Below are 22526 nucleotides of genomic sequence, written 5' to 3' on the forward strand. Positions count from 1 at the left end.
TTTATTTGATGCCTCAAATTCAACCTACAAATAGTACATTTGAATATGGTATTGGTAACAGGGGGAACAGGTTTGGTAGGATCACATTTATTGCTGCAATTGGCAAAAGCAGGCCACCAGGTTCGTGCCCTGTACCGAACAAAGGAAAAAATTGCCCTGGTTGAAAAAATTTTTGGTTACTATGAGACCAATGCCAAACCATTGTTGGATAGGATAGAATGGCTAAAATCAGATATTCTGGATATCCCAAATCTTACGGTGGCCTTTACGGGCATTGACACGGTATACCATTGCGCCGCTTACATTTCTTTTGACCCTAAGGACCGCAAAAAATTACTTAAAACCAACATTGAAGGAACGGCAAATGTGGTAAACCAGTGCATAGACTCCAAAATTAAAAAACTATGCTATGTAAGTTCCATTGCCGCTATTGGCGGCACCCCAGATGATAGCTATGTTACTGAAAGTACGGAATGGAACAATACGGCTGGGTATGGCTATGCACTTTCCAAACATGGGGCAGAATTGGAGGTTTGGCGGGCTTCACAAGAAGGGGTTCCAAGCGTTATCGTAAATCCTGGAGTTATTTTGGGCCCGGGGTTCTGGACCTCTGGAAGTGGGCTTTTTTTTAAAGCAGCCTTTAAAGAACCAAAATATGCCCTGCCCAGTGGAACGGGATTTGTTACCGTAAGGGATGTAGTGAACGCTATGGTACTACTTATGGAACAACGCATTGAAAACCAACGTTTTATTCTGGTAAGCGTCAACAGGACGTACCTAGACGTAATGGCTGCTATGGCAAAAGCCATGCACAAAAAACCACCAAAAAAGGTGCTGAGCCAACTGGCCCTGCAAGTTGGATGGCGATTGGATTGGCTCAAAGGGACGATTCTCGGCAAAAGACGCAAACTGTCCAAGGCAACTGCGGCCTTGTTCTCCACACAGGAATATTATGACAGTAGCAAAATACTAAGTGTGCTTAAAGACTTTACCTTTGAGGATATAGATGCCGAAATAAAGAGAACAGCCGTTATTTTTTTAGCGGAGCAACGCTCTTAGGGGCTTTATTGGAGTCTACTTTTAGAAGGCTGTCCTTTACCGCTTTCCTAGCTTGATCAGTGCTGTCCTTTTTACGTTCCCGTTCTGCGTTAATTTCTTGGATACGGGACTCCAAACGTGCTTCCACGTTTTTATAAATGGTTTCATAGGTTAGTGGAACGGAAGCATAATACAGATCGCTTTCCGTAAACTGAATGCTGTCAATATCATATTTTTCGAACAAATAGGGCATTAATTCTATTTGGTGCTTTTCCAAGATTTGGATGTTCGTGGATTTAATGGAATTTAAAAGGGCCAGATCATAGAGAATATCGGTCATCTTTTCCTCACCAATTAAATCTTTTGGGGGTTCTATGACCTTTTCCGCGCAAGCAAGCACCCCAATAAAAAGTAATATGGAAAGTACTTTTCTCATCCTATCATCTATCAAAAGTTAGCCGTTGCCCATGTCTTGCTGGCAAAACCTTCCCGTTTTCAAAGGCAAGGTTCCCGTTCACAAAGGTTCTTTTCACTTGGTTGTTAAATGTGGTTCCCTCAAAGGGAGACCAACCACAGTGATAAAGAATATTATCCTTACTTATGTTAAGCGGACTGTCCATGGCCACCTCTACCAAATCTGCCTGGTATCCTTCCCTTAAAAATCCACGTTTGGCCACATCAAACAGCAAGGCAGGGTTATGGCACATTTTCTGCACCATTTTTTCCAATGAAATAACCCCTTCTTGGTATTTCTGCAACATAGCCAACAGAGCGTGTTGTACCAATGGGCCTCCAGAGGGGGCGTTACAATAGTTGTTTTCTTTTTCGGCAATGGTATGTGGGGCGTGGTCTGTGGCTATAACGTCTATGCGGTCATCCAGAAGGGCTTGCCACAAGGCGGTTCTATCTTCCTTGGTCTTTACGGCGGGGTTCCACTTGATCAAGGTTCCTTTTTCTTGGTAGTCTTCATCTGAAAACCATAAATGATGGATGCAGACCTCTGCAGTGATCTTCTTGTCCTTAAGGGGCACGGCATTGGTGAACAACTCCATTTCCTTTCCGGTGGATAGGTGAAAAACGTGTAATCTGGCACCGGTACGTTTTGCCAGGGCAATGGCCTTGGAGGAAGATAAATAACAAGCCTCCTCACTGCGTATCATTGGATGGTATTTTATAGGAATGTCTTCTCCATACTGTTCTTTATAACGGGCAAGGTTGGCCCTAATGGTACCTTCATCTTCGCAATGGGTAGAAATGACCATCTCTGTATTGGAAAAAATCTGTTCCAGTACTTTTTCATCATCCACCAACATATTACCGGTAGATGAACCCAAAAAGAGCTTTACCCCGGAACAACTGTTTTTATCCAATCGTTTTAACTCCTCAAGATTATCATTGGTTCCTCCAAATAGAAAGGAATAATTGGCGTAGGAATTTCCTTTGGCCAACCCATGTTTCTGTTCCAATTTTTCAATGGTAGTGGTTTGTGGATTGGTATTTGGCTGCTCCATAAAAGAAGTGATGCCCCCAGCTACGGCAGCCCTGCTTTCCGATGCAATATTGCCTTTATGGGTGAGGCCGGGCTCCCTAAAATGCACTTGATCGTCTATAATACCTGGAATCAACAGGTTTCCCCCAAAATCTATGGTTTTTGCGGAAGGGTGCGAAATAGACGTATCCATTTTAACTATGATTTGATCCTTTATGAGCAAATCTGTTTCAAATATTTTGCCTTCGTTGACCGCTTTGGCATTTTTCAGTAAAATACTATTCATAATCCTATGTACTTAACCTTATTAAAACCTAAAAAGAATTTCTTCTAAAAATACTTCTGACCCGCATACTGACCACCCCAAAAATAGCCTCCCAAACAATATTGGAACTCATTTTAGATTGCCCATTGATCCTGTCCGTAAAAATAATGGACACTTCCTTGATCTTAAATTTTTTTAAATAGGCCCTATATTTCATTTCTATTTGAAAGGCATACCCCACAAACCTGACTGAATCCAGATTTAGGTTTTCCAATACTTTTCTCTTGTAACACACAAATCCCGCGGTAGGGTCATGCACCCACATCCCAGTGATCAATTTCACGTAAAACGATGCGCCGTAGGAGAGTAAAACCCGGGAAAGCGGCCAATTAACCACATTTACCCCTTTTTTATATCGGGAGCCAACGGCAACATCTGCCCCGTCCAAACATGCCCTGTGCAAGCGTAAAAGATCACTGGGTTTGTGTGAAAAATCGGCATCCATCTCAAAAATATATGGGTAGTGTCTTGCCAATGCCCATTTAAATCCATGGATGTAGGCCGTACCCAAGCCAGATTTTTCCTTTCTGACCTCCAAAAAGAGGCGGTCCGGAAATTCTTCCTGTAACTGCCTAACATTGGCAGCGGTGCCATCCGGTGAATTATCATCAACAACCAGTAGGTCAAAGTCCTTTTTTAGGTCAAATACCGTCCTGACCATGGCTTCGATATTTTCTATCTCATTAAATGTGGGTATGATTACCAAACCTTCTGACACAAAAACCAATTTTAAGCTTCAAAAATAAGGTTTTAAAACGTAAAGAAATTTACAGGTGTTTCGTGCTTATAGCCAATGATTTGTACATTCGCATTACCGAATGACCAGCTTCATGTCCAATAAGTTTTCAAGGCTTTTTTTTATTTTTCTGGGAATCCTTTTTGTCCTTAACCTCATCCAAGGCTCCGTTACGGAACTGTTGTATGACGAGGCTTATTATTGGTACTATGCCCAAGATTTAAGTTGGGGGTATTTTGACCATCCGCCCATGGTGGCCTTCCTCATTTGGTTGAGCAGCCTAGTGTTTGACGGTGAAATGGGCGTTCGGTTTATGAGCTGTGTTTTAGGAATTGGTACCGTAAGCATCCTATGGCTATTGATTGAAGACCCAAAAAAGAAACAATATATCCCACATTTTTTTTTACTTCTGTTTTCAATGACACTGTTTAATGCCTACGGCTTTTTAACATTGCCAGACACGCCCTTGTTATTTTTCACGGCCCTTTTTTTACTGGTTTATAAGCGGTTCATCTCCAATCCCACTTGGCCTAAGGCCTTGGTCCTAGGGTTGGTCATGGCGTGTTTAATGTACAGTAAATACCACGCAGTTTTAGTTATTCTTTTTACCCTGCTATCCAATATAAGCCTGCTAAAAAACAAATATGCCTGGGTGGCCGTGCTATGTTCCTTGGCCTGTTACAGCCCACATTTTTTATGGCTATACCAAAATGACTTTGTGAGTTTGGAATACCATATCTCCGAGCGTCCCAACCAACCGTATTCTTTTTCTGGTTTTACCCTTGGGTATCTCCTAAATTTACTAGTGAATTTTGGTTTGCTTTTTCCTTGGTTTTACTACGCACTTTTCACTGCAAAACCTAAAGATAAATTCACTAAAGCCCTTGTATACGTAACTTTTGGGGTCATTCTGTTTTTCTTTTTATCCACCTTCCATAGACGAAGCCAGGCACAATGGGTCATTGTCATCTGTATTCCCATGGCCATTTTGGCCTACCAACTTTTACTGGACAATGCCAAGGCAAGAAAATGGATGTTTGGCTTATCTATCGCAAGCCTGGTGCTGCTTTGCTACGCAAGGGCATGGTTGGTTTACCAACCTTTATTACCCAAAATATTTGAGACCCATGGCACCGAAAATTGGGTCCATACGCTAAACCGCAAAGTTGAGAATGTGCCCGTGGTTTTTGAAAATAGCTATAGGACCTCATCCATGTACCATTTTTATTCCGGTGAACCCTCCTTCTCCCTTAATAATATTTTTTACAGAAGAAACCAGTACTCCATTGATGCATCTGAGGCTAAAATACAGGGGAAACGCATTGCTTACGTGACCAAATATGCGGACTCTGGGGATTTTTATTTTTATTATCCGGATGGCACCAAAATGTTTGTGAAATACAAAGATAATTTTAAGAGTTACCGCAGACTCAAAGGCTTTTTTGACCAAAACCAAGTAAAACGCAACAAAGCGCCACAGCTCCTTAAGGTGTATAATCCTTATGCAGAAAAAATACCTTTGGATCAACTGGTTTTTAGGTTGGCTTTTTTAAACGCCTACAAACAAATACAAGAGACCCAAACCATTACAATACAACCTGTGGAGGAAAACACCCTTGTTTTAAAACCTAGGGACACTACTGAATTTAGCTTTCGACTGCCCGCCCATAAAACCAAAAAGCCACAGTTTGTAAAGTTTTCAATTTCTGAGTTTGGACTTCCTACAGGAATCAACAGCCCTAGCATCCCCTTGGACTAATGGAAAGTATCTACCGAAACATAGTGCACCTAGACGGATTCACAATTGCCATGACCGTTTCATTGGCACTTTTGGCATTGGCAAAAAGTATGTTCCCAAGTTCTTTTTCCTCTTTCATTATCCTGCCTTTTAATGACAAATATGTGAAACTCACAAAAGACAAAGGGAAAATACGGAGCGGTTTTCATGTATTGCTCACCCTCTTTCAACTGCTTAATTTTTCCTTGTTCTGTTTTCTTTCCAATAATATCCTTAATGGACACCAAATTGATTTTTATCCCTTGGTGTTCTGGATCATGTTTGCAGGATTGCTATTTTTTGTGCTTGTCAAAATTGTGCTCCAATTTGGTAACGGTTATTTTTTTCAAAACCAATCCTTGATGACCAACCTTATTTTTGAAAAACTGAGCTATTTTAATTACAGTGGGCTCATTGCTTTTTTTGGCAACATCATCCTTACCTATATTTTTATTCAATCAGTTCCTACGATTTATATAATTTTCTTACTTATTGCCATGGTAAATCTCATTGGTATTGTAAATACCTTGAGAAACCGGCAAAAGTTAATTCTTAGCAACTTAATCTATTTTATTTTGTACCTTTGCGCACTCGAAATTTCACCCTTGGTGATACTTATTAGTTTTCTAAAAGACTGATTCTTATGAAAGTAAAAACGATTTTAGTCTCACAGCCCGAGCCAAAAATGGAAAACTCCCCATATGCCAGACTCATAGAGAAATCCAAGGTAAAAGTGGACTTTAGACCCTTTATCCATGTAGAAGGTGTTGATGCTAAAAACGTTCGCCAACAAAAGATAGATTTAAAGGATTTTACCGCCATAATCTTAACCAGCAGAAACGCTGTGGACCACTTTTTTAGAATTGCTGATGAAATGCGGTTTAAAGTGCCAGACTCCATGAAATATTTTTGCCAATCAGAGGCGGTAGCCTACTATCTGCAGAAATATGTGGTGTACAGAAAGCGCAAAATATACGTGGGCAAGCGTTTGTTCAGTGAGTTGACCCCAATGTTTAAAAAATATAAAGACGAAAAGTTTTTGCTTCCCTCTTCGGACAGTTTAAAACCAGATGTCCCTAAACTTCTTGATGAACTTAAACTAAGCTGGACTCGGGGGATTTTCTATAATACCGTGGTCAGCGATCTTTCTGATTTAAAAGAAGTATATTACGATGTCCTCGTTTTCTTTAGCCCGTCTGGAATAGAGTCATTACTCAAGAATTTTCCAGATTTTGAACAGAAGGATACCCGTATTGCCGTTTTTGGCAACAGTACCATTAATGCTGCCACAGAGGCTGGTCTGCGCATAGATATCAAAGCGCCTACACCGGAAACTCCGTCTATGACCATGGCGTTACAGAAATACATCACTGACGCCAATAAGGCATAAAACCAATTAGTTTTAGATAAAAAAAGCCCATGACAGCGAGTATCATGGGCTTTTTTTATTTGGTACGGCAACTTACTTTCCGCCGTCCAGCTTATCCTGTAACGTTTTTAGTTGCTCCCATTTCCCGGCAGCTGCCAATTTAGCTTGCTTGGGCCATGTGCCAGGTTTGTGCATGGTGTAGCGCGGGCCGGCTTCCCTCAATATTTTTTTGAGTTGGGCCACCTTGGCCTTCCCTAGATCGTTAAAGGTATGGATGCCGTTATCCCCCAATATGCCAGCTATTTTTGGACCAATCCCTTCAATTTTCCTTAAATCGTCCTTGACTATCTTCTTGGCCGTTTTAGCCTTGGCCACACTTGCCTTTTTTGGTGCCACCTTGGTTTTTTTGACCGTGGTCAAATCTACCACACAATTATCTATGCCATAAAAGGGAGAAGGCACATAGGCATCGGCAGACTCATCATTAAACCACATAAAATCGCGGTTTACATACCTAAACTCATACTTTTGACCGATTTCCAACTCAACCGTTTTGGTATAGTTACCACGCTTTTTCTCCAGTTGAAAATCAGGGTCGGCCATCTGCCAATTATTAAAATCGCCCAAAACAAAGACGTCAGCCTCGGATGGATTATGCTTTTCATTGATTTTAAAGGTGACCTCAGCCTTCTTTCCAGAGGTTTTTGTTTTCTTTGTAATTGCCATACTTCTTAAGTTAGTGACCTACAAAAATACAGGTACAACTAATTTAAAATCAACTATTAAGGTTAATTAATTGTTGTCATTTGTTTACGGTAATATCACCGCCGTGCCCAAAAGTTCGGCTTAAAAGGCGTACCGTTGCGGTCCACCACGACGAATTTCCTCATTGGCATCAGCCTCAAACTTTTTAAAGTTTTCCCGGAAGGCGTTAGATAACTTAAAGGCCGTCTTGTAATAGGCCTCATCATCATTCCAAGTGGCCCTTGGACTCAATACTTTGGTAGGGACTCCAGGACACGACCTTGGTTGCGCCACTCCAAAAACCGAATGGATATGGTAGGCATCATAACTGTACAGCCCCAAATCACCGTTAAGGACGGCACTTATCATGGCCCGGGTATATTTTAATTTCATCCTGGTTCCCACGCCATACGGTCCTCCGGTCCAACCCGTATTCACCAACCATACGTCTACCCCGGACTCAATCATTTTTTTACTGAGCATTTCCGCATACTTTGCAGGGTGCAGGGGCATAAAAGGTGCTCCAAAACAGGCCGAGAATGAAGGCTGTGGTTCTACCACACCAGCTTCCGTTCCCGCAACTTTGGCCGTATATCCAGATATAAAATGGTAGGCTGCTTGCGATGGTGTCAATTTGGAAATGGGAGGTAGTACCCCAAATGCATCCGCCGTTAAAAAGAACACATTTTTAACATTTTCCCCTATGGAAGGTTCCTGTATATTTTTAATATGATAAATAGGATAGCTTACCCTTGTATTCTGCGTAATACTGGTATCCGTAAAGTCCACCTCGCCAGAATCATCAAGGATTACATTTTCTAAAATGGCCCCTTTTTTAATGGCACCATAAATTTCTGGTTCGTTTTCTTTTGAAAGGTTGATGACCTTGGCGTAACAACCCCCTTCAAAATTAAAAACAGTGTTTTTTGAAGTCCAGCCATGTTCATCATCACCAATTAATTTTCTGTTTGGGTCAGTGGACAAGGTAGTTTTTCCTGTGCCAGATAATCCAAAGAAAATAGCAGTATCCCCGCCTTTACCAACATTTGCGGAACAATGCATGGGCAAGGTGTTCTTAAACACGGGTAAAATGAAATTTAGGGCAGAGAAAATTCCCTTTTTTATTTCACCGGTATAGCCCGTGCCACCAATTAACGCAATTTTCCTTGAAAAGTTAAGAATGGCAAAATTGTGCTGTCTGGTCTTATCCACTTTGGGGTCTGCCATAAATCCGGGCGCATTTATAACTGTCCACTCTGGGGCAAAACCTTCAAGCTCTTCCTCAGTGGGCCGCAAGAACATATTGTAAGCAAACATATTGGACCAAGGATATTCATTGATTACCCTAATGTTTAAACGATACTCCTTTTCTGCGCAGGCATAGGCATCCCTTACAAAGAGTTCCTTTTTATTTAAATAAGCAATGACTTTTTTATGTAAGGCATCAAAATCATCGGCGGCAAAGGGAATATTGATATTGCCCCACCAAACTTTATCTGCCGTGATGTCATCTTTAACAATAAAACGATCTAGGGGTGAACGCCCCGTGAACTCCCCCGTATTTACCGCCAATGCTCCCAAAGAGGACTCCACGCCCATATCCTTTGCAATGGTCATATCATGAAGTTGGTCTGAGCTAAGCTGATAGTGAATATTGTGGTGTGCAATTCCCAGATCCTGAAGCGAAATCGATTTCGTAGTTTGGGCATTTAAAGCCATATAGTTTAGTTTTTTGTAGTGCAAAGCTAAAAAAATATAACCCTTTACACTTTAGATTATTGTTTTAAAACCTTATTTCCTAGATAAAACGTTGTAAAGCAAAACCCCCCAAGCGGCAATGAGCAGCGTACCGCCTATGGGCGTTATAAAACCTATTTTTTTAAAATCGAATGAGGTCAATACATTGGTGGCCAGTAAGTAAATAGAGCCCGAAAAGAATATTAAACCAAATACCACCAAGTAAAAAACCGTTGTTTTTACCGTAGTGGCCACGTTGGGCAGGGCACTCAACAGCATTAAAAACAAAGCGTGGTACATTTGATATTTTACGCCAGTCTCAAACGTATTGATTTCTTCCGGACCAATCACTTTTTTTAAACCATGTGCCCCAAATGCCCCCAAAATCACTGCCAAAACCCCAAATACTAAACCCGTAGCCAAAATTGTTTTGTTCATAACTCAATCCTTTCAATCTTTTAAAAATATAACAATTTGATATCTTTAAGCCTATAAAATACAAAGGTAACCTAATCTTATGATGCGAAAAATTTTGCTGATCGGCGCAGGAAAGTCCACCTCTTACCTCATTGATTATTTTTTGGCCAAAGCTCCTATGGAAAATCTAAAATTGACCATTGGGGACCTAGACCCACAGACCATAAGCGAAAAAGTTCGTTCCCACGAACATTGTGAAGTCATTACCTTGGATGTCTTTAACCAAACAGATAGAAAAAAAGCTATTGAGGGCTCTGATATTGTGGTGTCCATGTTGCCAGCTCGTTTTCATATACAAGTAGCCAAGGACTGTATAACCTATTCCAAACATTTGGTGACGGCCTCTTATGTAAGTAATGAGATTAGGGAATTAGATGCCGAGGTAAAAAAGAAAGGGTTGGTATTTATGAACGAGATTGGGCTAGATCCAGGAATAGACCATATGAGTGCCATGGAAGTGTTGGACCGTGTCCGCGAGCAAGGTGCCAAAATGCTGTTGTTCGAGTCTTTTACCGGTGGTCTGGTAGCACCAGAAAGCGATGATAACCTTTGGAACTACAAATTTACTTGGAATCCCAGAAACGTGGTAGTCGCAGGCCAAGGGGGTGCCGCGAAATTTATCCAAGAAGGAACCTATAAGTACATTCCCTACCACAAGCTGTTTAGACGAACAGAGTTTTTAGAAGTAGAAGGCTTTGGTAAATTTGAGGCTTATGCCAATAGGGATTCGCTGTGGTACCGCGAGGCTTACGGATTACATGATGTTCTGACCTTGTATAGGGGAACCATGCGCCGGGTAGGCTTCTCCAAAGCTTGGAACATGTTTGTACAGTTAGGGATGACGGATGATACCTATATCATTGAAAATTCTAAAGGCATGTCGTATCGGGAGTTCGTTAATTTATTCCTCCCCTACTCCCCTACGGATTCTGTGGAACTAAAGTTAAGGCATTACCTAAAAATAGACCAAGACGATATCATGTGGGAAAAATTGTTGGACCTTGACTTGTTTGATGGCACAAAGAAAATTCAGAAAGCACAGGCCACCCCAGCTCAGGCGCTGCAGGAAATCCTTGAAACCAAATGGAGCCTAAAACCTGAGGAAAAGGATATGATCGTCATGTACCACAAGTTTGGTTTTGAACTCAATGGGGTAAAACAACAGATTGATGCCAACATGGTAGTGCTCGGTGAAACAAGCACCCATACCGCCATGGCAAAAACAGTTGGCCTACCGGTAGCCATGGCTACCCTTCAAATCCTAAATAAGAAAATCACCACAGCTGGGGTGCAAATCCCCATTTCAAGGGAGGTTTATCAACCGATATTAAAGGAGTTGGCTACATACGGTGTCACTTTTAATGAATTTGAGGTACCGTACTTGGGATATAATCCAGATTCCATCGCAGGCTAATACCGCCCACTGATGCCATAAGACGGCTGCATCATCATGCGATCACAAATGTTTGTGGATATACTAGTTCCAAAGCATATTTGGGTAATGATATTTCCAAAACCCCTCATTAGCCTTATTTTAGCCATACATTAAAGGTTAAATAATGAATAAGCCTAACAGTCTTGTGAAGTTAGATGGTATCGACAAAAAAATATTAAGGTTTCTGATGAAGGATGCCAGAAGGCCTATTTTAGAAATTGCCAGAAATATCGGTATTTCTGGTGCTGCCATCCACCAACGGCTAAAAAAACTGGAGGCCTCTGGTTTATTATCGGGCTCTAAGTTTGTGATCAACCCAAAAGTATTGGGCTATACCACAATGGCCTATATTGGCATCTTTTTAGACAAGGCCATGTCCAATCCCAGAGCGGTAAAGGCATTGGAGAAAATCCCCGAAGTCTTGGAATGCCATTACACCACGGGCAACTGGTCCATCCTTATTAAAGTATTGTGCAAGGACAATGAGCATCTCATGCATTTACTGAACAAGGAAATTCAGCAGATTGAAGGGGTTTCCCGTACGGAAACCTTTATTTCCTTAAACCAGCAAATAAACAGACAGATCAGTATATAAAAAAAGTCCCATGGAAACCCTGGGACTTTTCATTACGCAATTTATCTTTTTTATCAATCGCGGCTAGCCACCTTCATCGCAAAGTACAATAGGGTTGCCAGCGCTCCTATAGCTGCGACCACATAGGTCCTAGCGGCCCACTTTAGCGCATCTTCCGCTCCTGCATATTCTTCTTGGCTCACCATATTCTTATTTTTTAACCATGCCAAAGCCCTGTTACTGGCATCATATTCTACTGGCAAGGTTACAAAGCTGAACAAGGTACCAATGCCATACATGGCAACCCCGGCCCAAGCAATAGTACCGCCTATCGCAGTTGTTCCCATTAAGGCCAAACCGCCAAAAATGACCCACATGGACATATTAGAGGTTAATTTTAAAATAGGCACCATTTTAGAACGCATTTGCAACCAACTATAGGCCTGTGCGTGCTGTACGGCATGCCCTACCTCATGGGCAGCAACCGCTGCAGCAGCTGCATTTCTTTGGGCGTAGACGCCTTCACTGAGGTTTACGGTCTTATTGGCAGGGTTGTAGTGATCGGACAACATCCCCGGGGTTGATACCACCTTTACATCCCTAATACCATGGTCATCCAACATTTTTTGGGCAATCTCCGCTCCGCTCATCCCATTTCTTAACTGCACTTTGGAATAGTGCTTAAACTTACTTTTTAAACGGCTACTGACCAACATGCTAAAAAGGCCAAAAGCCCCAGCGATAATAATGTAACCCATATCAAATCCAAACATAGTAGTAGTTTTTATGTATTAAAGATAACTTGTTTTCCTAAATTTTATGCTTGGTATAAAACAAAAACCCCGCCAATTTTAAAAAATATATTGGCGGGGTTAAAAAGCTGACAAAATGTACGTTACACTAGGGCCGGTGTTCCCAAATCAAAGGTTTCTGCAATTTCTTTATAGACCACCTTGCCTTCTACAATATTCAGTCCTTTTTCCAAGGACGCATCATTTTGGCAAGCGGACTGCCATCCATTATTGGCCAATTTTAACACATAGGGCAGGGTTACGTTGGTCAATGCAACCGTAGAAGTGTACGGGACGGCACCCGGCATATTGGCCACACAATAATGGACTACATCATCAATAATATAAATGGGGTCTTCATGGGTAGTGGCCTTGGTGGTTTCCACACAGCCGCCCTGATCTACGGCCACATCCACGATAACGGCACCGGGATGCATGTCCTTAAGCATATCACGAGTAATCAAATTCGGGGCTTTTGCACCTTTTAACAATACCCCACCAATGATAAGATCATGTGTTTTTATATGCTTTCGGATATTGAACTCGTTGGAAAATTCAGTGACCACATGGGGTGGCATTACATCATTGACGTAGCGCAAACGCTTCATGTTCACGTCCATAATGGTAACATGCGCGCCCAATCCCGCAGCCATTTTTGCCGCTTGGATGCCCACGGTACCCGCACCTAATACCAGTACCTTACCGGGAGCCACACCAGGTACTCCCCCCAATAATACACCACGGCCCTTTTTGGGCTTTTCCAAATATTTTGCGCCTTGCTGAATGGCCATACGTCCAGCAACCTCGGACATGGGCGTCAACAAAGGTAGGCTGCCGTCCTCATCCTCAACGGTTTCATAAGCAATGCAAACGCCCTTTTGCTTGATCATGGCCCGGGTCAAGGTTTCACTGGAAGCAAAATGGAAATAAGTGAACACAATTTGGCCTTCTTGCACCAAATGATACTCCTCCTCAATAGGTTCTTTTACCTTCACTATCATTTCACTAATGGCATACACCTGGCCTATAGTGTCTAAAATAGTGGCACCAGCTTTTTGGTAGTCGCTGTTAAAAAATCCACTACCTTCTCCCGCACCAGACTGCACGTAGACCGTGTGGCCGTTTTTGATCAGTTCAAAAATGCCCGCTGGTGTCATGCCAACACGGCTCTCATTGTTCTTAATTTCTTTAGGTACCCCGATAATCATTTTACTACAAGTTTGGTTTATCATTCAAATGTGGCGCAAAAGTATATACCATGGAAAAATTTTCGATGAAATGCAGGGGTATATGTTTTAAATAGTATCAATTTACTTAAGTGACCCCAATTTTTTTAGGGTTATTAAAATTAAATAAGATATATTTTTAATTGTACCCCAAAATTTTATAGGGTTATTTTAAATTAGTTGTTTACGCAATAAGGAAGTGAATTTGTTGTAAATGTTCCATACCATCAAAAATAGAGACCTACTAAGCGGGTGCGGCTAGGCGCTAAACAAGCATTGCAAAAACCGAGAACACCCTACTTAAACCGGAGTTTAGCCACAATAATGGCAATGGCCAAAAGTAAGGTCACCACATTTGCTGCAATGATACTGATGCTGTCTATGGCAATACCGTAAAAAAGCCATAACAGTACCCCAACAACAAACACCAAATACATCAGCAAAGAAATGTCCTTGGTGGAACGGTGCTTCCAAGCCTTGTACACCTGGGGCACAAAGGCAGACGTGGTTAATACCGCTGCGGCCAAGCCTACTAATTCTACATTTTCCATTTTTTATGTGGGCATTACCCAACGATATTAACAATCTTGCCTGGCACTACAATCACCTTTTTAGGGGTGCGGCCAGCCAATTGTGCTTGGGTTTTTTCATTGGCCATAACAGCATCCTCAATTTGTTCCCTGGACATATCCAAAGGAAGCTCCATGGTAAAACGCATTTTACCATTAAAGGAAATGGGGTATTCCTTGCTGCTTTCCACCAAATACTTTTCCTCAAACTTGGGAAAGGGCGCATCGGAAATGGACGTGCCATGACCCAACTTTTCCCAGAGTTCTTCGGCAATGTGTGGCGCATAGGGTGATATCAAAATCACCAATGGCTCCAAAATGGATCTGCTGGTACATTTTTGTGAAGTAAGCTCATTAACGCAGATCATAAATGTGGATACTGAGGTATTAAAGCTAAAATTCTCAATATCATCTTCTACTTTTTTGATGGTTTTGTGCAAGGTTTTAAGAGACCCTCCCAGCCCTTCTGAAGAAGGGGAATCAGAAACGTAAAATGTTCCGTTCTCTCCAGTATGGTACAATCTCCAAAGCTTCCGTAGAAAGGAATGTACTCCCGTAATACCGGCTGTATTCCAAGGTTTGGATTGCTCCAATGGCCCAAGGAACATCTCGTACAACCTAAGACTGTCTGCCCCATATTCTTCACAAATAGCGTCTGGGTTAACAACATTAAACCATCTTTTCGACATTTTTTCAACTTCCCGACCGACTATGTATTTTCCATCTTCTAAGATGAATTCAGCCTCTTTATAATCTGGTTGCCATTGTTTTAGTTCTGTAATATCCACTTCGTCAGAGGCATTTACCAGATTGACGTCAATTCTGAGTTCTTCCACCTCATAATCATTTTTCAATCCAAATGAAACATACGTGTTTGTCCCTGAAACTCTATAGACTAATGCACTCGTCCCCGTAATCATGCCCTGATTGATGAGTTTTTTGGCAAACTCATCTTTGGGGGCGATACCCCTGTCAAACAAAAACTTTTGCCAAAAACGGCTGTACAATAAATGGCCAGTGGCATGTTCGCTACCGCCAATATATAGGTCCACGTCCTGCCAATAATCAACAGCCTCCTTAGCATAAATGACCTCCTTGTTGTGCGGATCCATATAACGGTTAAAGTACTGGGAACTCCCGGCCCATCCTGGCATGGTGTTCAGTTCTAGCGGCCCTCCGAGCCTTCCTTCAGGTGAGGAGTTGGCAAACTCCGCTTCGGACACTATGTTTCCTTCATCGCCGTACTGCAACCAATGCCATGCTTTGGCATTTCCCAAAGGGGGTTCGCCCGTTTCCGTGGGCAGATATTTGTCCACCTCCGGCAGCTCTAAGGGCAAATGCTTTTGGTCTAACATCTTTGGCATTCCATGGACATCGTAATAGACCGGGAAGGGTTCTCCCCAATACCGTTGCCTGCTAAATACCGCATCCCGTAATCTGTAATTGACCTTTCCTTTTCCCTGTCCAATCTTTTCCAACTCAAAAATGGCCCTTTTTACAGCCTTCTTATAGGATAATCCGTTTAAAAAGTCAGAATTGGCAATAATGGTTTTATCCTTATCTGCAAAAGCCTCGGCCGTAATATCGACCCCTTTAAAAATATTGGGGATGGGAATATTAAAGTGCTTGGCAAAGTCATAATCGCGTTGATCACCACAGGGCACAGACATCACGGCCCCGGTACCATAACCGGCCAACACGTAATCACCAATCCAAATGGGAATGGGTTCTTTCGTAAAAGGGTGTTCCGCATAAGCCCCCGTAAAAGCTCCCGAAATGGTTTTAACATCTGCCATACGGTCGCGTTCCGAACGTTTGGCAGTAGCTTGGATATACGCTTCCACTTCAGCTTTTTGCTCTGGTGTAGTTATTTTTGCCACCAGTTCATGCTCGGGTGCCAAGGTCATGAAAGATACCCCAAAAATAGTATCCGGGCGGGTAGTAAATACCTCAATAAAGCTTCCAGATTTCTGGGTGCCATGCGAATGGTCTTTGTGATCCGCTTGGACGTTTGGACTTAGGACTTTAAATTTAACCGAGGCCCCTTCTGAACGGCCAATCCAATTGGTCTGTGAATCCTTTAACGGCTGTGGCCAATCTATCGTATCCAGGCCATCCAACAAACGCTGCGCGTAGGCGGTAATACGCATCATCCATTGGGTCATTTTCTTGCGAATCACGGGGTGCCCGCCACGCTCAGAAACCCCATTGACAATTTCATCATTGGCCAAAACGGTTCCCAAGGCCGGACACCAATTAACCTCTGCATCGGCCAAATAGGTCAGACGGTATTTTAACAGCACTTCCTCTTTTTCTTTTTGGGGATACCCTTTCCATTCTTCCGCTGAGAAAATCACCACGTCATCATCGCAAGCGGCATTAACATTTTTGTTCCCTTCTTTTTCAAAGATGGCGATGAGGGAATCCATGCCTTGGGCCTTATTTGCATCCTTATTGTACCATGAATTGAACAATTGAATAAAAATCCATTGCGTCCATTTGTAGTAATCAGGGTTAGAGGTACGGACCTCACGGCTCCAATCAAAAGAAAAGCCCAACCTGTCCAATTGTTCACGATAGCGCTTAATATTGGTCTCTGTCGTAATCGCTGGATGCTGGCCAGTTTGGATAGCATATTGCTCCGCAGGAAGCCCAAAAGAATCGTACCCCATTGGGTGCAGCACATTAAATCCCTTATGCCGTTTGTACCGGGCGTAGATATCCCCGGCAATATAGCCCAACGGATGCCCAACATGTAGTCCGGCGCCGGAAGGATAGGGGAACATGGAAAGCACATAATATTTTTGCTTGGATACCGCTCCGCTCTGTGAAGACTCTAGGGAGTCGGTTTTAAAGGTTTGGTACTTTGCCCAATGGGCCTGCCATTTTTTTTCGATTTGCTTAAAATCGTAATTCATCTCACTGCTTCTTTTGTCATGCGCAAAAATAGGGGTAATGGCATTAAAACCGATTTACTTTTCTATTTTTACTCGATAAATGAAGGTGGTCCCCAAAAGACGCTTTTGTCTGTAACCCATGGATTTTTTATTTGTTTGCCTTGTTGGTACACCTTAAGGCGATGCTTAGTTGAGAAACACATATGGCCCAATATATTGAACGATACCAAAAACGACGATTGATATCGTCCTATTTTTCCGTAGTGCTTAGTATAGCCCTCGTACTTTTTTTGTTGGGCATTTTGGGGATGTTGGTGCTTAACACCAAGAAATTGGGGGATCATTTTAAAGAACAGATCACCATCTCTGTCTTTTTAAAGGACAACGCCAAACCTGTGGAGGTAGATCAATTGCAAAAGAGCCTTGCTCTAGCGGAGTACACTAAATCTGCCGTGTATGTTTCCAAGGAGGATGCCGCCGAACAATACAGCGAGGACATCGGCGAAAATTTTCAAGAGTTTTTAGGGTATAACCCCTTAAAAAATTCGGTTGATGTGAAACTGAAGGCCAATTTTGTTTCTCCGGAACAGATAGCCACCATTGCTGCTGAACTTTCCGAAAAAACCTATGTGAGTGAGGTAAACTATGACAAACCCCTGATCACCCTTCTCAATGACAACGTTAAAAAATTGAGTTTTTGGATATTGATAGCCAGTGCTGCCTTTACGGTCATTGCCGTTTTGCTGATCAACAGTTCCATTAGATTGTCCATTTACTCCAAGCGTTTTATCATCAAGACGATGCAAATGGTTGGTGCCACCAAAACATTCATAAGGAGGCCATTTATTGCCACCAATATTAAACTAGGCTTCCTTGGGGCGCTTCTTGCCATTATAGCCCTTGGTAGTGTGCTGTATTATGTACATCTAAATTTTCCGGAGTTAAACCTGTCTGGAGACATTCCCGTATTGGCGGGGCTGTTTTTGGCGGTTATGGGCCTAGGGCTCTTAATTTCTTACCTTAGCACCTATTTTGCGACCCAACGTTTTCTAAATTTAAGAACTGACGACCTCTACTATTAAAACAAAATTGACTTTTTGCCGTTATGAGTAAGAAAAATAAGACAAAGGAACAGCCAAGAATGGAATTCATTTTTCAGAAAAAAAACTATACCTTTTTGTTTATAGGTTTGGCGCTGATTGCCCTGGGGTTTATTCTAATGGCAGGTGGCGGTAGTGACGATCCCAATGTGTTTAATCCTGAAATCTATAATTTTAGACGTATTCGCTTAGCCCCCACCTTAATTCTTATTGGATTGGGCATACAGATTTATGCCATATTACTCAACCCCAATAAAAGGAAAAAATAATTTTGGAAATCATAGACGCCATTATTTTAGGCATCATTCAAGGACTCACGGAGTTTTTACCAGTTTCCTCTAGCGGACATTTAGAGTTGGGGAAAGCCATTTTAGGGGATAATTCCGTTCCGGAAGAGAGCCTTTTGTTTACCGTTGTTTTACACTTTGCCACCGCCCTAAGCACCATTGTGGTCTTTAGAAAGGACGTTTGGGAAATCCTTAGGGGCCTATTGCAGTTACAATGGAATGAAGAAGCGCGGTTTTCCCTAAAAATCATCATCTCCATGTTGCCTGCAGTTTTTGTGGGCCTTTTCTTTGAAGAGGAATTGGAAGCTTTTTTTGGAGGCAATATTCAACTGGTGGGCTTTATGCTCATTGTCACTGCGGTATTGCTTTATTTTGCAGATAAGGCCAAGGATACAGAAAAAAAAGTGAGTTTTGGCAATGCCTTCATTGTTGGTTTGGCCCAGGCCATTGCCATGCTGCCCGGAATTTCCAGAAGCGGTGCCACCATTTCTACCTCCGTTCTATTGGGCGTGGACAAAACCAAAGCAGCCCGTTTCTCCTTTTTAATGGTAGTCCCATTGATATTCGGCAAAATTGCAAAAGACATTATGAGTGGTGACCTCACTGCAAACGGGGACAATAACATCGCTATGATAGCAGGTTTTGTGGCAGCCTTTGTAGCCGGTTTGGCCGCTTGCACTTGGATGATACAATTGGTTAAAAAAAGTAAACTCAGTTATTTTGCCATTTACTGCCTTATTGTAGGCCTTATAGCTGTTGGATTTAGTATTTGGGGAAACCCTTAGAAATTCTAATTTAGCTTAAAATAAGCGTTATGATGACATTGGGTATGTTGGGTCCATGGCAAATTATCTTAATTCTTTTAATATTTATCGTAATACCTGGCCTATTTATCTATTGGTTGGTCAAAAAATTAAAAAAGTAATCCAGACCCTTGAATTTTAAAAACACCTCCAAAGAAGACTTTTTAGATGGGCAGATTATTTTGGTTGATAAGCCGCTGACCTGGTCCTCTTTCCAGGCAGTGAATGCCTTAAAGTGGGCCATCCGCAAGAAATTCCAATTAAAAAAAATCAAAATTGGCCATGCCGGCACCTTGGACCCATTGGCCACGGGACTTCTCATCATCTGCTGTGGAAAGTTTACCAAGCGCATCCCAGATTTGCAAGGGCAAATCAAGGAATATACCGGAACGTTTACCCTTGGTGCCACAACCCCATCATACGATTTGGAGACGCCAATTGATGCCTATTTTGACACTTCGCATCTTACCGAAGCACTACTTCATGCAACAACCAAACAGTTTCTTGGAGCTATTGAACAAAAGCCACCCGTATTCTCAGCTCTAAAAAAAGACGGTAAACGGCTCTATGAATATGCCCGCGAAGGGGAAACGGTGGAAATTCCGGCAAGAAAAGTACATATATCCACTTTTGAACTAACCCGTGTTAACCTTCCCGTAATCCATTTTAAGGTAACATGCAGCAAAGGAACCTATATCAGGTCCCTCGCCTATGATTTTGGAAAGGCCTTGGGTTCTGGCGCGCATCTTTCTAGCCTAAGACGAACCAAAATAGGGGATTATAACGTAGATAATGCAATAAGTCCCGAAGCTTTTAAAATACAGCTAGAATAGTTGACTTCGCTAAAGAGCAGCGCATTCACAAAATATTTTTAGTAAAACTGGGTTATTATACCACTATGAGCCTCAACAGAAAGCAATTATCCTTAATGATCACCATTTTTTCCATGGCGATTATCCTATTGCTATTGTACAATGTACATTTAGGAAGTGAACGGGTAGAGGAATATGTGATTGAGATGGCCCTTGCCGATGAGGATATTGAAAAACTGTTGGAAGAGGAGCAAAAAAGACTTGAAGAGCTAACCGATAAGGCAGACCCCATTAAATCCCATATGGCCTATAATGAGACGGCAAAACCTAGTGTTTCGGAACCAGAACCCTTAAAAACATTGGATCAATTACTACAAGAACGTGATATGGGACAAAACCCCAATGAGCCGCTGACCAATAGTGGTGGATACGCTGCAAATTTAAAGGAACTAGCAAAAAAACGGAAAGAGCGAAAAGAACAACTGAGCGAAAAAGAGGCAGAGAAGAAAACCTTCACCAACAACCTTAAGGACAAACGTACCTCCATATCCTATTCCTTGGTAGATAGGAATGCCTATGACCTACCACCGCCAATTTATACTTGTATACGCGGCGGAAAAGTAGTCATTAATATAGAGGTAGATGCCAGTGGCAGTGTAACGGATGCTTACCTAAACGAAAAAAGTTCCACGACCTCTGATTATTGTTTGATTGAAAATGCGATTGCCTATGCGCTAAAAGCACAGTTCAACAGTGGCAACAAAGCCACCCAAAAAGGCACTATTACCTATTTGTTCCAAAGTAAGTAAATGAACTAAAGGGAGGTTAACAGCTCCATTAGATCATCAAACACATCTTGCCCTTTATTTTTATTATACCATGTCTGCAGGTCTTGCTTTAAAGCTGCCCCCACGGTTCCATGCTGTTTCTTGTAGTCCTGCACCATCTTTGTGGGCACCGTGGAACGCGGGCCCCAATTGCCCAAAACCTCATGGGTAAGGGCATCCAACATAATCAATTTGGGAATGGACATGGCACCATTGGTCAGGAATGCGTTCATGAGGTCTACGTTTTCATCCCTAAAGACGATTTTTAGTTCTAAATCCTTTATAGCTTGCGCCATCTTGTGCATCACCGGCAAACTGGGAGATGCATCACCGCACCAACTTTCCGTAATGACCAGCCAAATGATTTTCCTTGGCAGTTGTAGCTCCCTTAAACGCTCTCCATCCAATTTTAAGGTCTTGTCCCAACGCCTCATGCGCCTATCGTTCAGCTGGGTATAATTGGCCAAGGCTTCGGTTTTTACCGGGCCCGAGTTGGAGGCCGTTTCTGACCAATGCTGCACCATTTTTCTATAGCTAAGGTAGTCTGTAGTATGGTTAAGGGCATTCTCAATAATTTCGGCAGTGGTTTGCAATGATTTTTCCATAAATTTTAGCATTAACAAAAGCTACTAATGTGTACAACTTACCAAGATATAGTCGTAGAAGCAAAAAAAACCTGACAATCATCATTGTCAGGTTTTTACTTTTATTGTCCTACATAGGGGCTAAACGTTTCTAGCAAATCCATCTCAGGTTCGTCCTCCTGATTTGCATCGTCCCAGACATCATGGAAATGGATTTCGCGCATATCAAAAATCATCCCTTTAAAGGCATCAAAGTCGTCCGGCAAATATTGTAACACCTCGTACCCCAACTCGGGTTCCTCATCCACTTCCACAAACTCTACTGTGCGGATAAATGCAGCGCGATCAGCCTCTGACATCTGCTCCACCCTGTCATTGTTGTGGTTCCCCATAGCGGTATAACTTGTGGCCGCTAACACTAGCATTGATAACATAGTCCTCTTCTTCATACTCTTGGCTTTACCTTGTTTCATTAAATTTAACTGTTGTACTCTTTCTTTATGTAATTACGATTTCTTGGCTTGTGACCGCTTTTTTACGGTCTATAAATAACTTTGCCGCATTGTGGTAAAAAGGTTTACCGCTCTTTTTCTTAAGGATGGCTATCTCTTCCCCATTACCCAATTTTATGATACCGGTAACATAGGCATGCACGCCCTCCAATTCCGATAATTCTTTTAAATCAGATATTTTAAGATTAAAGAAATCCAAGGAGCCATAGATATATTGAAAATATCGGTTAGAGGGTCTACCTATGGTCACCCCCGATCCTATGGTCAATTCCTTTAGGGATTGCCCTTGGTTTTCAGTATCATCTTTTGGAAATAAAACTGGGTATTCTTTTTTGCCTTTGAGCGATTTTTTTCCCATTCTCAAATCTTTTTGCAAAGATACCGTAGGAAAATCTACCTCAAAAGTATTACAACGTT

Annotated in this window: 24 protein-coding genes; 11 read left to right on the top strand and 13 right to left on the bottom strand. The window is 42.1% G+C overall.

The window, feature by feature from the left end; all coding sequences use genetic code 11:
• Window positions 1–45: 45 nt before the first annotated feature.
• Window positions 46–1059, top strand: coding sequence for an NAD-dependent epimerase/dehydratase family protein (locus tag I595_RS05560; protein WP_054558391.1), 1014 nt, complete (start codon window positions 46–48; stop codon window positions 1057–1059).
• Here I595_RS05560 and I595_RS05565 read toward each other — a convergent pair.
• Genes I595_RS05565 through I595_RS05575 form a run of 3 tightly spaced genes read right to left on the bottom strand, consistent with a single transcriptional unit; the run spans window position 1031 to window position 3570 of the window.
• Window positions 1031–1474 (bottom strand): DUF4296 domain-containing protein, encoded by a 444-nt coding sequence (locus tag I595_RS05565; RefSeq protein ID WP_054558392.1) that lies wholly within the window; start codon window positions 1472–1474, stop codon window positions 1031–1033. The genes I595_RS05560 and I595_RS05565 overlap by 29 nt on opposite strands.
• 4 nt (window positions 1475–1478) lie before the next feature.
• Window positions 1479–2813 carry a dihydroorotase gene (locus tag I595_RS05570; RefSeq protein ID WP_054558393.1) on the bottom strand — a complete coding sequence of 445 codons (1335 nt, stop codon included), beginning with the start codon at window positions 2811–2813 and terminating at the stop codon, window positions 1479–1481.
• Between the two features lie 28 nt (window positions 2814–2841).
• A complete protein-coding gene (locus I595_RS05575) occupies window positions 2842–3570 on the bottom strand; it encodes a polyprenol monophosphomannose synthase (RefSeq protein ID WP_054558692.1) in 729 nt (242 codons plus the stop codon).
• Between the two features lie 112 nt (window positions 3571–3682).
• On the opposite strand from I595_RS05575, the gene I595_RS05580 reads away from it, so the two are divergent.
• From I595_RS05580 to I595_RS05590, 3 genes are read left to right on the top strand one after another with little or no spacing between them, the layout of a single operon-like run.
• The gene (locus tag I595_RS05580; RefSeq protein ID WP_054558394.1) at window positions 3683–5347 is read left to right on the top strand and encodes an ArnT family glycosyltransferase; all 1665 of its coding nucleotides are present in this window, start codon (window positions 3683–3685) and stop codon (window positions 5345–5347) included.
• Entirely contained in the window at window positions 5347–6003 is a 657-nt protein-coding gene (locus I595_RS05585) for a DUF4271 domain-containing protein (protein WP_054558395.1), read from the top strand. Before I595_RS05580 ends, I595_RS05585 begins: the two co-directional genes overlap by 1 nt.
• Window positions 6004–6008: 5 nt before the next feature.
• Entirely contained in the window at window positions 6009–6755 is a 747-nt protein-coding gene (locus tag I595_RS05590) for a uroporphyrinogen-III synthase (protein ID WP_054558396.1), read from the top strand.
• 72 nt (window positions 6756–6827) lie between these two features.
• Here I595_RS05590 and I595_RS05595 read toward each other — a convergent pair whose 3' ends face one another.
• The 3 genes from I595_RS05595 to I595_RS05605 all read right to left on the bottom strand — a co-directional run bounded on the left by I595_RS05595 (window position 6828) and on the right by I595_RS05605 (window position 9653).
• Window positions 6828–7460 carry a helix-hairpin-helix domain-containing protein gene (locus I595_RS05595; protein WP_054558397.1) on the bottom strand — a complete coding sequence of 211 codons (633 nt, stop codon included), beginning with the start codon at window positions 7458–7460 and terminating at the stop codon, window positions 6828–6830.
• Between the two features lie 120 nt (window positions 7461–7580).
• Complete coding sequence (gene pckA / locus I595_RS05600) at window positions 7581–9197, bottom strand: phosphoenolpyruvate carboxykinase (ATP) (protein ID WP_054558398.1); 1617 nt, start codon at window positions 9195–9197, stop codon at window positions 7581–7583.
• Between the two features lie 72 nt (window positions 9198–9269).
• A complete protein-coding gene (locus tag I595_RS05605; RefSeq protein ID WP_054558399.1) occupies window positions 9270–9653 on the bottom strand; it encodes a DUF423 domain-containing protein in 384 nt (127 codons plus the stop codon).
• 79 nt (window positions 9654–9732) lie between these two features.
• Here I595_RS05605 and I595_RS05610 point away from each other — a divergent pair, with 79 nt between their 5' ends.
• Window positions 9733–11106 (top strand): saccharopine dehydrogenase family protein, encoded by a 1374-nt coding sequence (locus I595_RS05610; protein ID WP_054558400.1) that lies wholly within the window; start codon window positions 9733–9735, stop codon window positions 11104–11106.
• A gap of 145 nt (window positions 11107–11251) precedes the next feature.
• Window positions 11252–11722: an Lrp/AsnC family transcriptional regulator gene (locus tag I595_RS05615; protein WP_054558401.1), complete on the top strand. Its 471-nt coding sequence runs from the start codon at window positions 11252–11254 to the stop codon at window positions 11720–11722.
• A gap of 53 nt (window positions 11723–11775) precedes the next feature.
• Here the strand turns inward: I595_RS05615 and I595_RS05620 are convergent, their stop codons facing one another.
• The 4 genes from I595_RS05620 to leuS all read right to left on the bottom strand — a co-directional run bounded on the left by I595_RS05620 (window position 11776) and on the right by leuS (window position 17205).
• Complete coding sequence (locus I595_RS05620) at window positions 11776–12474, bottom strand: zinc metallopeptidase (protein WP_083467503.1); 699 nt, start codon at window positions 12472–12474, stop codon at window positions 11776–11778.
• A gap of 122 nt (window positions 12475–12596) precedes the next feature.
• Window positions 12597–13700, bottom strand: a complete 1104-nt coding sequence (ald, locus tag I595_RS05625) for an alanine dehydrogenase (RefSeq protein WP_054558694.1) — start codon at window positions 13698–13700, stop codon at window positions 12597–12599.
• Window positions 13701–14014: 314 nt separating this feature from the next.
• Window positions 14015–14269, bottom strand: coding sequence for a SemiSWEET family sugar transporter (locus I595_RS05630; protein WP_054558402.1), 255 nt, complete (start codon window positions 14267–14269; stop codon window positions 14015–14017).
• A gap of 14 nt (window positions 14270–14283) precedes the next feature.
• The gene (gene leuS, locus I595_RS05635; RefSeq protein WP_054558403.1) at window positions 14284–17205 is read right to left on the bottom strand and encodes a leucine--tRNA ligase; all 2922 of its coding nucleotides are present in this window, start codon (window positions 17203–17205) and stop codon (window positions 14284–14286) included.
• Between the two features lie 182 nt (window positions 17206–17387).
• Here leuS and I595_RS05640 point away from each other — a divergent pair, with 182 nt between their 5' ends.
• From I595_RS05640 to I595_RS05660, 5 genes are all read left to right on the top strand, one after another.
• A complete protein-coding gene (locus I595_RS05640) occupies window positions 17388–18266 on the top strand; it encodes a cell division protein FtsX (protein ID WP_054558404.1) in 879 nt (292 codons plus the stop codon).
• 23 nt (window positions 18267–18289) lie between these two features.
• Window positions 18290–18553, top strand: a complete 264-nt coding sequence (locus I595_RS05645; protein WP_054558405.1) for a DUF3098 domain-containing protein — start codon at window positions 18290–18292, stop codon at window positions 18551–18553.
• Window positions 18554–18555: 2 nt separating this feature from the next.
• Window positions 18556–19356: an undecaprenyl-diphosphate phosphatase gene (locus I595_RS05650; protein ID WP_054558406.1), complete on the top strand. Its 801-nt coding sequence runs from the start codon at window positions 18556–18558 to the stop codon at window positions 19354–19356.
• A 149-nt stretch (window positions 19357–19505) separates the two neighbouring features.
• Window positions 19506–20207: a tRNA pseudouridine(55) synthase TruB gene (truB, locus tag I595_RS05655; RefSeq protein WP_054558407.1), complete on the top strand. Its 702-nt coding sequence runs from the start codon at window positions 19506–19508 to the stop codon at window positions 20205–20207.
• 65 nt (window positions 20208–20272) lie between these two features.
• Window positions 20273–20995 carry an energy transducer TonB family protein gene (locus tag I595_RS05660; protein ID WP_054558408.1) on the top strand — a complete coding sequence of 241 codons (723 nt, stop codon included), beginning with the start codon at window positions 20273–20275 and terminating at the stop codon, window positions 20993–20995.
• 5 nt (window positions 20996–21000) lie between these two features.
• On the opposite strand, the gene I595_RS05665 is transcribed toward I595_RS05660, so the two are convergent.
• The 3 genes from I595_RS05665 to I595_RS05675 form a co-directional block, all read right to left on the bottom strand.
• A complete protein-coding gene (locus I595_RS05665; RefSeq protein WP_054558695.1) occupies window positions 21001–21618 on the bottom strand; it encodes a thioredoxin family protein in 618 nt (205 codons plus the stop codon).
• A 101-nt stretch (window positions 21619–21719) separates the two neighbouring features.
• Window positions 21720–22046, bottom strand: coding sequence for a hypothetical protein (locus I595_RS05670; RefSeq protein WP_157449651.1), 327 nt, complete (start codon window positions 22044–22046; stop codon window positions 21720–21722).
• Between the two features lie 49 nt (window positions 22047–22095).
• Window positions 22096–22467, bottom strand: a complete 372-nt coding sequence (locus tag I595_RS05675) for a hypothetical protein (RefSeq protein WP_054558410.1) — start codon at window positions 22465–22467, stop codon at window positions 22096–22098.
• Window positions 22468–22526: the final 59 nt, after the last annotated feature.

The organism is Croceitalea dokdonensis DOKDO 023, from assembly GCF_001306415.1.
In the GTDB taxonomy this organism is placed as follows: Bacteria; Bacteroidota; Bacteroidia; order Flavobacteriales; family Flavobacteriaceae; genus Croceitalea; species Croceitalea dokdonensis.

Coding starts and splice junctions, on each gene's coding strand:
- I595_RS05615 (WP_054558401.1), top strand. CDS start 11,252: ATGAATAAGCCTAACAGTCTTGTGAAGTTAGATGGTATCGACAAAAAA.
- I595_RS05580 (WP_054558394.1), top strand. CDS start 3,683: ATGTCCAATAAGTTTTCAAGGCTTTTTTTTATTTTTCTGGGAATCCTT.
- I595_RS05640 (WP_054558404.1), top strand. CDS start 17,388: ATGGCCCAATATATTGAACGATACCAAAAACGACGATTGATATCGTCC.
- I595_RS05610 (WP_054558400.1), top strand. CDS start 9,733: ATGATGCGAAAAATTTTGCTGATCGGCGCAGGAAAGTCCACCTCTTAC.
- leuS (WP_054558403.1), bottom strand. CDS start 17,205: ATGAATTACGATTTTAAGCAAATCGAAAAAAAATGGCAGGCCCATTGG.
- ald (WP_054558694.1), bottom strand. CDS start 13,700: ATGATTATCGGGGTACCTAAAGAAATTAAGAACAATGAGAGCCGTGTT.
- I595_RS05590 (WP_054558396.1), top strand. CDS start 6,009: ATGAAAGTAAAAACGATTTTAGTCTCACAGCCCGAGCCAAAAATGGAA.
- I595_RS05630 (WP_054558402.1), bottom strand. CDS start 14,269: ATGGAAAATGTAGAATTAGTAGGCTTGGCCGCAGCGGTATTAACCACG.
- I595_RS05605 (WP_054558399.1), bottom strand. CDS start 9,653: ATGAACAAAACAATTTTGGCTACGGGTTTAGTATTTGGGGTTTTGGCA.
- I595_RS05645 (WP_054558405.1), top strand. CDS start 18,290: ATGAGTAAGAAAAATAAGACAAAGGAACAGCCAAGAATGGAATTCATT.
- I595_RS05675 (WP_054558410.1), bottom strand. CDS start 22,467: ATGGGAAAAAAATCGCTCAAAGGCAAAAAAGAATACCCAGTTTTATTT.
- I595_RS05660 (WP_054558408.1), top strand. CDS start 20,273: ATGAGCCTCAACAGAAAGCAATTATCCTTAATGATCACCATTTTTTCC.
- I595_RS05620 (WP_083467503.1), bottom strand. CDS start 12,474: ATGTTTGGATTTGATATGGGTTACATTATTATCGCTGGGGCTTTTGGC.
- I595_RS05560 (WP_054558391.1), top strand. CDS start 46: ATGGTATTGGTAACAGGGGGAACAGGTTTGGTAGGATCACATTTATTG.
- pckA (WP_054558398.1), bottom strand. CDS start 9,197: ATGGCTTTAAATGCCCAAACTACGAAATCGATTTCGCTTCAGGATCTG.
- I595_RS05665 (WP_054558695.1), bottom strand. CDS start 21,618: ATGGAAAAATCATTGCAAACCACTGCCGAAATTATTGAGAATGCCCTT.
- I595_RS05670 (WP_157449651.1), bottom strand. CDS start 22,046: ATGAAGAAGAGGACTATGTTATCAATGCTAGTGTTAGCGGCCACAAGT.
- I595_RS05585 (WP_054558395.1), top strand. CDS start 5,347: ATGGAAAGTATCTACCGAAACATAGTGCACCTAGACGGATTCACAATT.
- I595_RS05570 (WP_054558393.1), bottom strand. CDS start 2,813: ATGAATAGTATTTTACTGAAAAATGCCAAAGCGGTCAACGAAGGCAAA.
- I595_RS05565 (WP_054558392.1), bottom strand. CDS start 1,474: ATGAGAAAAGTACTTTCCATATTACTTTTTATTGGGGTGCTTGCTTGC.
- I595_RS05595 (WP_054558397.1), bottom strand. CDS start 7,460: ATGGCAATTACAAAGAAAACAAAAACCTCTGGAAAGAAGGCTGAGGTC.